Here is an 8,001-nt window from a genome sequence, read left to right as displayed (position 1 = left end):
CGCAAACCTTTGATGTTCAGCCTGCCCGGCAACTGCCAAAAATTGGTGAACAGTTTTTGCATTTTAGCCCCGATAGAAGCGGTTACCCCGGCACGAAGCGATGGGATTAACGCGGCGTGAGGAGTAAAAGCGGATAGCGGGAACATACGTTAAGTCCTCGAACTGACCTTGCGCTTCAAAACAACAAACAATACATAAAGTGATTTAAGCAAATTACGAATCGTTCAGCTACCAACCGGAGTTTGCTCAACTTAATAGCATTGGGAACAAGCCGAACGGCTTATTCTCTAAAACTGAGCCAGGTTCGAAATCATTCCGCGTAAGGCAAAAATTCTATCTTTTTAATTCGCGATTCTTAAACAAAGCCGCCGGTTTGCTGTTGCTGCTTAAGTTTACCTAATCATCAACTTTATTTGAATTTTCTGCCCCAAACCACTACGGATTGGAAACAACTAACTATACAATATCTCCATTATGAAAAACGAATCAACATCAGCACCTAAGTTCTCGACCAAAGAACCTGCTAAAGTCGAGCCAGCGCTGAAAGAACTATTCCTGGACAGTATTAAAGACATCTACTGGGCGGAAAACCACCTGGTAAAAACACTACCCAAAATGCAGAAGGCGTCGACTTCTGAAAAGCTGAGCACGGCCATTGGTAACCATCTCGAACAAACCAAGGGGCATGTATCGCGTCTTGAACAGGTTTTTGAATTGTTAGGTGAAAAGCCGCAGGCAAAAAAATGCGATGCAATGGAAGGCCTCACAAAAGAAGGGGAAGGCATCATCGAAGATACGGAGGCCGGTACGGCTACGCGTGATGTCGGCATAATCCTGGCTTCCCAAAAGGTCGAACATTATGAAATAGCCACGTACGGCGGATTGGCAAAACTGGCAAAGACCCTGGGACTGGAAGATGTAGCAGAAGTTTTAGTTCAGACGCTGAATGAGGAAAAAGAAGCCGACGAACTGTTGACCGGCATTGCCGAAAACGACATCAATTACCAATCATCACAAGAAGCTTAAGCACTATGGCAAAAAAAACAAATTCGGACAAAGCGAACCAGCCCGACAACGATAAAATCAAGAATCTGGCTCCGGATATCGAATTTCCGGGCGGACAGAAGATGACGACCAACCAGGGTGTTTTCATTAGCGATGATCAAAACTCGCTGAAAGCCGGTGATCGTGGCGCCACGCTGATGGAGGATTTTATCTTCCGTGAGAAGATGACCCATTTTGACCATGAACGAATTCCCGAAAGAATAGTTCATGCCCGCGGTTCGGGAGCGCACGGCGTTTTTAAGGTATATGAGCCGATGGGCGATGTTACCAGGGCGCATTTCTTAAACGACCCTTCGCTGGAAACACCGGTATTCGTAAGATTTTCCACTGTTGCAGGCTCACGCGGATCGACTGATCTCGCCAGGGATGTGCGTGGATTTGCCGTTAAATTTTATACGCAGGAAGGTAATTTCGACCTCGTGGGAAACAACATGCCGGTATTTTTTATCCAGGATGCGATCAAGTTTCCCGACCTGATCCACGCCGTAAAACCGGAGCCCGACAATGAAATGCCGCAGGCTGCATCAGCGCACGATACTTTCTGGGATTTCATTTCCCTGATGCCCGAATCAACACACATGATCATGTGGCTGATGAGCGACCGCGCGATTCCGCGAAGCTTGCGGATGATGGAAGGTTTCGGTGTTCATACATTTCGTTTTATAAATAGCGAAGGCAAGGCCAGCTTTGTCAAGTTTCACTGGAAGCCGCTGCTGGGTGTTCACTCGGTAGCCTGGGACGAAGCGCAGAATATTTCCGGTAAAGATCCTGATTTCCATCGCCGCGATCTTTGGGAAGCAATTGAGTCCGGTGCATTCCCTGAATGGGAGCTGGGTGTTCAGATTGTGCCGGAGGAAGACGAATTTAAATTTGATTTCGATCTGCTCGACTCGACCAAGATTATTCCTGAAGAACTTGTTCCCGTGCAGCGTATCGGTAAATTAACGTTAAACAGGAACCCTGATAATTTCTTCGCGGAAACGGAGCAAGTGGCTTTCCACATTGGACACGTGGTGCCAGGTATCGATTTTACGAACGATCCATTGCTGCAGGGCCGTTTGTTTTCTTACACAGATACTCAGCTTATCCGTTTAGGAGGCCCGAACTTTCACGAAATTCCGATCAATCGCCCGGTTGTGCCGATTCATAACAACCAGCGCGACGGTCACATGCGCCAGGCGATCAATCGCGGTAAAACGAGCTACAGCCCAAACTCGCTTGGAAATAACGATCCGGCCCAGGTAAAAGCTGCCGACGGCGGTTTCACTTCGTACATGGAACGTATCGATGCCCGGAAAGTACGGCAGCGCAGCGCGAGTTTCTTCGATCATTTTAGCCAGGCGCGCCTGTTCTTCAACAGCCAGTCTGACCCTGAGAAAAATCATATTATCGACGCTTTCACCTTTGAACTTGGAAAGGTAAAGACGGTAGCAATTCGCAAGCGTATGCTCGGTATTTTGTCGCTGGTTGATAAAAGCCTCGCTTCAGCCGTCGCTTATGGTTTAGGACTGGAAGTACCCCAGGAACCCGAGAAACCTATTAACAAGAGTATCCCGGCCGACGCCAATCCCGACGATTATCAGCCCATTCATGTGGAAGGTTCGGTTAAGGAATCAGCAGCTTTAAGTATGGCTGATACGGTAAAGGATACGATCAAAAGCCGGAAAATTGCCTTCCTGATCGCAGACGGTGTAAGTGAAAAATCTGTCAACGCGGTTAAGAAAGCGCTAATTGCAGAAGGCGCGGTTGTGGAGATCATCGCACCTAAACTTGGCTTCGTCGTTTCCGAAAATGACGAGCAGATCCCGGTTGATGAAAGCCTGCTTACTGCGGCATCAGTTTTATACGACGCAGTGTATGTTCCCGGCGGCACAAACAGTGTTGCCAGCCTGGAAGCTGAGGCTGACGCAGTACATTTCCTTAATGAAGCTTTTAAACATTGTAAGGCAATTGCGGCAGATGAGCAAGCGATACAAGTGATTGAAGCGACTTATTTCAGCAAAAAGCTTCCTGAGGATTTCAGCGAGGAAAACGTATTGGCAGAAGGTATAGTAGTAAGCGACAATGCCGCGGACCTTTCGGCAAAGTTTATAAAGGCTATCGCACAGCACAGGTTCTGGGAACGCGAAAAGCCAAGGAAAGTGCCTGCCTGATCTGAGCGCAGTCGTTTTTGATATATAATTATTTACCGAAGCCGGATCTTTTAAAAGTTCCGGCTTTGCTGTAAGCAAAAAGCTTCAAATGTCGCGGCAATATGAAAATCATTACCTGGAATTGCAACATGGCTTTTAGACGAAAAGCCGATCTTGTACTGGCTTATAAGCCTGATATTCTAGTTATTCCCGAGTGTGAACATCCCGATAAATTGCTTTTTAAAAATGATACGCCAAAACCACGTGACCTGTTATGGTTCGGACAAAATCTGAATAAAGGGCTGGGTATATTTTCCTACTGTGATTTTAAGTTCAACGTGTTGAATGTTCATAATGATAGTTTTAAAATGATTGTTCCTATTGCAGTAACAGGTGATTCATTTGATTTTAATCTCTTCGCAATCTGGGCTAATAATCCTGCCGATCCAGACGGACATTACATTACCCAGGTTTGGAAAGCAATTAATCATTACGACGCAATTATTAATGGAACCAGGACAATCTTAGTCGGCGATTTTAACAGCAATACAATCTGGGACCAGCCCCGAAGAGTCGGCAACCATTCGGCCCTCGTAAAAAAACTTGAAGATAAAGGGATTTTCAGCGTTTATCACCAATATTTCAAACAGTCGCAGGGAAAAGAGCAGCACCCGACATGGTATATGTACAGGCACAAAGACAAGCCATACCATCTTGATTATTGCTTTGCTTCAGCTGATATGCTGCTACATTTAAAGTCAGTTGAAATAGGCGACTACGATTTCTGGTTTAAGTACAGCGACCATGTGCCTGTGATAACAACCTTTGACAACGCTTTGTATAGCGACAGCCGAGGGTAAAAACAACAGCACCGACCCTACAGTCGATTTTATGGCATTAACATATCACCTAGGCAATCTTGAAGTATAAGTTCCCCGTCAAGATTGACAGACATGTCTCCGCCAATACTAGAAGCAAGTCTGACTTTAAGTTAAAGTGGAGATGATTATAGATTAAACGTGTAAAACTCTAAAGAATTAATTTACCCTTCTTTAGGCTTCCTTTACCAGAAAACTATTGATAGATTTAATTATTCGTTTTAATCATTAAGCATTATAAACCGATGATATTTATAACGCAGCTAGTTTACGTAATTAAGGGGCAGGAGGATGTGTTCGATGAATTTGAAAATATCGCGATACCTGCAATCCTGAAATACAATGGCAGGATTTTATTGCGGGTCCGGCCGGGCGAAAGCGCTTTTATTGAGCATCATATCGACAAGCCTTATGAAATTCATTTAGTAGAATTTGAAACCGAGCAGGACTTTGAAAATTTCAAGCAAGACGAAGAGCGCAAGAAGTTTTTACACCTCAAGGATCAATCGATAAAGACGTCTGTGTTGATTCAGGGTTCAAAGCTATAATCATTTCCCCGTTTCCATATGCGTCGCGTCTACAGGTTTCGATTCCGGTGAACCTTTCTGTCTTAGGTAGATAGTGAAAAATACAATGGAAGCGACCGATAAGAATTCGCTTTGCCAGTTTTGGAACGTTTCAAACCAGAAATCCGGCGCGACAAAAAATTCCGCTGCACTGTAAAGTGCTTTGTGATGCAGTTTTTGTTCTATATTATGGTTTTGCCAGCTGCCAAAAAAGTGCAGGCCCCAGCTTGCAAAAAACAATATAAAAAAGCAAATCGATAAAGAATTTTCATAGATCTTCAATATCCAGCCGCCCTTGTTAACGGGCCAGGGTTTATCTTTTCCGGGCGTCGGCTCGCGGTCCACCTCTTCCTTTTCGTCCAGCTTTTTTGATTCCGCCGAACCTTTCTGCCGCAGGCCAACCGTAAGCAATACATACAGCGCCATTTGTAAAAACTCGCTTTCAAAATTCTCGAATGTTGCCGAGATGAAATGTCCGGTTTTCAGGTAAGTGGTAAAAGCTATAGCAGAGGCACCGCCGTCCTGTAATTCCTGGTTATGCGATTTCCATCCGGTTACCGCCTGGAAGCCCAGGGTTATAAGAAAGATCGAAAGAAAAAAAATACTTAAACCGTTTCGGTACCAATAGGAGTGGTGACTTTTTTTCGTCGTTGTCATAAGCAGTTTAATTTGGCGGATGTATAGAGGCAACTGTATAACTGTTTATTTATTTGAATGTTTACCACCGTTGATTTTAGTTAAGTTCTCATTATTTGGATGGGACTTCTGAAATTGTAATCCGTAATTTAGTAAGCGAGTCATAGATTAACCGTTTACGAAAATGAATTCGATGATACTTTAAATCTTAAGTAACATGTCACAACCTGTAATTTCAGTTATGTTAGCAGTTTCCGACGTACCCCGGGCGTTAGCCTGGTATAAGGCGGCTGTAGGTGCCCGTGAACTGTGGAACTTCGGATCAGTAGCCGGCCTGGAAATTGCCGGAGCAGTTTTTTTTCTGGGGGAACCCGCCAATAACGGTTGGGAAAGTCCGGAAAAGCTGGGTATAACCTCTGCGAGAGTGGAAGTTTTTTGCGATGATCCGGATACTTTTATCGCCCGGGCTGTACAAGTTGGAGCAAACGGAAGCTCAGACAAAATTAAAGATCATCAGACTCCCTGGGGTACACACAGGCAAGGCGGCTTTACTGATCCTTTCGGGCATATCTGGCTGGTTGGCGATAAATCTCCTTTAAATCGTTTCCCGTAAAACCAGTATTTCATCCAGCAAAAACTGTATTTTTAACGTTGTAAAACTATTAAAATACGCAATTGAACCACAACGCAATATCAATCCGTCCGTTTATAGGGGCAAAGAATTATGAAGTTTCCCGTAGCTTTTACCGCGACTTAGGTTTCGAAGAAATTGTATTATTTCACAATATGTCGTTATTTAAAACGGGGAATATCGGCTTTTACCTGCAAGATGCCTACGTCAGAGATTGGATAGATAATTCAATGATCTTCCTGGAGGTTGACGATGTAGAACGCTATTGGGCGGAACTTGTTGCTTTGGATCTGCCGGCAAAATATCCGGGTGTAAAGCTGGTTCCGGTTCAAAACAATGATTGGGGAAGAGAATGTTTTGTGCATGATCCGTCTGGCGTACTCTGGCACTTCGGGCAATTTAAAAAGGGCTAATATCAAATGGCTAAGTTAATATGACGCTGATAACCTTGCTTGTCGGAATGATTTTTATAGCGACAGGTATCCTTCTAAAGTCTTTCCCGCCTAAGAAAATAAACTCGCTTTACGGATACAGAACATTCAGGTCAATGAAAAACCAAGCGACCTGGGATTTTGCTAACCGGTATTCCGCCAAACTTCTTATTGTTTTTGGCGCTATTTTATGTTTAATTGGATTGATATCCTCTCAAGTTTTCAAATCTTCCGGGTTTGGAATAATAATAGGTTTCGCGTTAGTTATCCTCGCCGCTGTGTCGCTGATCGTAATTACAGAAAAACGGCTTAATAAGGTGTTCGACTCGACGGAATAAAAAAACATTAAGGCTACACGTTAAATTAGTCGCATAAAAAACACCTACCTGACTTTATTGTCATTTGTATTTCTACTTTTAACAGCAAAAGCTCAGCAAAATAAAGCTCCGGTAATCCGGAAAATATCCCATTGTATACCATTCGTTTAAGCGATCCTTTCGTACTTGCCGACGTTAAAACAAAGCTTTATTGCATGAGCGGAACCGGCGGAATGGTATAGAAGAGCAAGGATCTGAAATACTGGGACGATCCGTATAAAGTAGCGAGAACAAATTCAAACTCGTGGATGGGACCGAAGCCAATGATCTGGGCAGCCGAAATACACGTTTACAGCGGTAATACTATTATTTCGCAACGGTTATTAACCGGGCAATTAAAATCGATACGGGCATTATGTCCGCATTCCGCACTTTTTTGAACCGGATCTATCAAGTGACAGACTCATTATCGGCAAGTCATTCTTGCCGCAAGCACAAATGACTTGAAATTATTTGCATAAGTAAAGAAATTTATACGTTTCGTAACTGGGAAAATTCTCGAAGATGTTGTGAGTAACTTTCACAGATGTAATAAATCCATCGGAGTCTTTTACGTAGACATAGGAGCGACTAAAAGGCAGTTCCCAGGAAAACTGCTTTGGTTTTCTCTCGATTTTCTTTAATAGATTTTTCGACTGTTTGCCCAGAAATGGAATAAGTGGTTCCAGGTCAAAGTCTTGACTACTATCTTTGTCAAGCAGCACGCTTATCGGATTGAGATATCCAGCAAGATCTACCATTTCGTCGTTTGTATAGGAAAAAAGAAATTCGGTGCCGAACGAGCTACTGGATTCTTCGTCGACCCTGTCTAAGTTGCCTGATTTATAAGATAATACATATTCATGCAGCACCTGACCCATGTAATCCTTTTGAACAATTTTTTTAATGTAACCATCCTCATTATAAGTAAAAATCATTTTGCCTTCGTGATTATACCAGTCATCATCATATTCTAAAATTCTTCCCTGCGCATCTCTCGTGATTGTGTAGGTATCCGGAGTATCACCCGGATATGTATATTGATTTAGCACAATTTGGTTGTCGGAGTAGCTGTAAGTGTCGAATTGTAAGGATGCTTTCTCATAGGTAACTTTCGTAATGCGGCCCTTGTCGTCATAAGTAAAACGGCGTGCTTCAAGCGAGTCGGACATTGCTTCAATACGACAGGTTGTCTTCGTTTTGTTTTCGGCCTCAACGGGTGTATCGTTTTTTTTGCAAGAACAAAAAGCTGCGAAAACGAATGCCGATAAAATAAATCGGTAATAGTTAATTGTCATTGTGTGAT

The 8,001-nt window shown here is 43.5% G+C and carries 9 protein-coding genes; 7 read left to right on the top strand and 2 right to left on the bottom strand.

Going from position 1 to position 8,001, the window contains the following annotated elements; genetic code table 11:
* The first annotated feature begins 474 nt into the window (after positions 1 to 474).
* The 4 genes from GS399_RS06950 (at position 475) to GS399_RS06935 (ending at position 4,623) form a co-directional block, all read left to right on the top strand.
* The gene (locus tag GS399_RS06950; RefSeq protein WP_160843864.1) at positions 475 to 1,026 is read left to right on the top strand and encodes a YciE/YciF ferroxidase family protein; all 552 of its coding nucleotides are present in this window, start codon (positions 475 to 477) and stop codon (positions 1,024 to 1,026) included.
* Positions 1,027 to 1,031: 5 nt separating this feature from the next.
* On the top strand, positions 1,032 to 3,218 hold the full coding sequence (locus tag GS399_RS06945) for a catalase (protein WP_160843863.1): 2,187 nt from the start codon (positions 1,032 to 1,034) through the stop codon (positions 3,216 to 3,218).
* A gap of 101 nt (positions 3,219 to 3,319) precedes the next feature.
* On the top strand, positions 3,320 to 4,057 hold the full coding sequence (locus GS399_RS06940) for an endonuclease/exonuclease/phosphatase family protein (RefSeq protein ID WP_160843862.1): 738 nt from the start codon (positions 3,320 to 3,322) through the stop codon (positions 4,055 to 4,057).
* A gap of 263 nt (positions 4,058 to 4,320) precedes the next feature.
* Positions 4,321 to 4,623, top strand: coding sequence for a DUF1330 domain-containing protein (locus tag GS399_RS06935; RefSeq protein WP_160843861.1), 303 nt, complete (start codon positions 4,321 to 4,323; stop codon positions 4,621 to 4,623).
* Here the strand turns inward: GS399_RS06935 and GS399_RS06930 are convergent, their stop codons facing one another.
* Positions 4,624 to 5,298, bottom strand: a complete 675-nt coding sequence (locus GS399_RS06930) for a DUF6766 family protein (protein WP_160843860.1) — start codon at positions 5,296 to 5,298, stop codon at positions 4,624 to 4,626.
* Between the two features lie 196 nt (positions 5,299 to 5,494).
* On the opposite strand from GS399_RS06930, the gene GS399_RS06925 reads away from it, so the two are divergent.
* From GS399_RS06925 to GS399_RS06915, 3 genes are all read left to right on the top strand, one after another.
* Positions 5,495 to 5,890, top strand: a complete 396-nt coding sequence (locus GS399_RS06925) for a VOC family protein (protein ID WP_160843859.1) — start codon at positions 5,495 to 5,497, stop codon at positions 5,888 to 5,890.
* A gap of 62 nt (positions 5,891 to 5,952) precedes the next feature.
* Positions 5,953 to 6,321, top strand: a complete 369-nt coding sequence (locus tag GS399_RS06920; protein WP_160843858.1) for a VOC family protein — start codon at positions 5,953 to 5,955, stop codon at positions 6,319 to 6,321.
* A 20-nt stretch (positions 6,322 to 6,341) separates the two neighbouring features.
* Positions 6,342 to 6,677, top strand: a complete 336-nt coding sequence (locus tag GS399_RS06915) for an SdpI family protein (protein WP_237487885.1) — start codon at positions 6,342 to 6,344, stop codon at positions 6,675 to 6,677.
* Between the two features lie 488 nt (positions 6,678 to 7,165).
* On the opposite strand, the gene GS399_RS06910 is transcribed toward GS399_RS06915, so the two are convergent.
* Positions 7,166 to 7,993, bottom strand: coding sequence for a DUF4595 domain-containing protein (locus tag GS399_RS06910; RefSeq protein ID WP_160843857.1), 828 nt, complete (start codon positions 7,991 to 7,993; stop codon positions 7,166 to 7,168).
* Positions 7,994 to 8,001: the final 8 nt, after the last annotated feature.

This window comes from Hufsiella arboris, assembly GCF_009834875.1.
GTDB classification, from domain to species: domain Bacteria; phylum Bacteroidota; class Bacteroidia; order Sphingobacteriales; family Sphingobacteriaceae; genus Hufsiella_A; species Hufsiella_A arboris.
The sequence above is the reverse complement of the archived record's forward strand: the minus strand, read 5'-3'. Positions and strand labels throughout refer to the sequence as shown.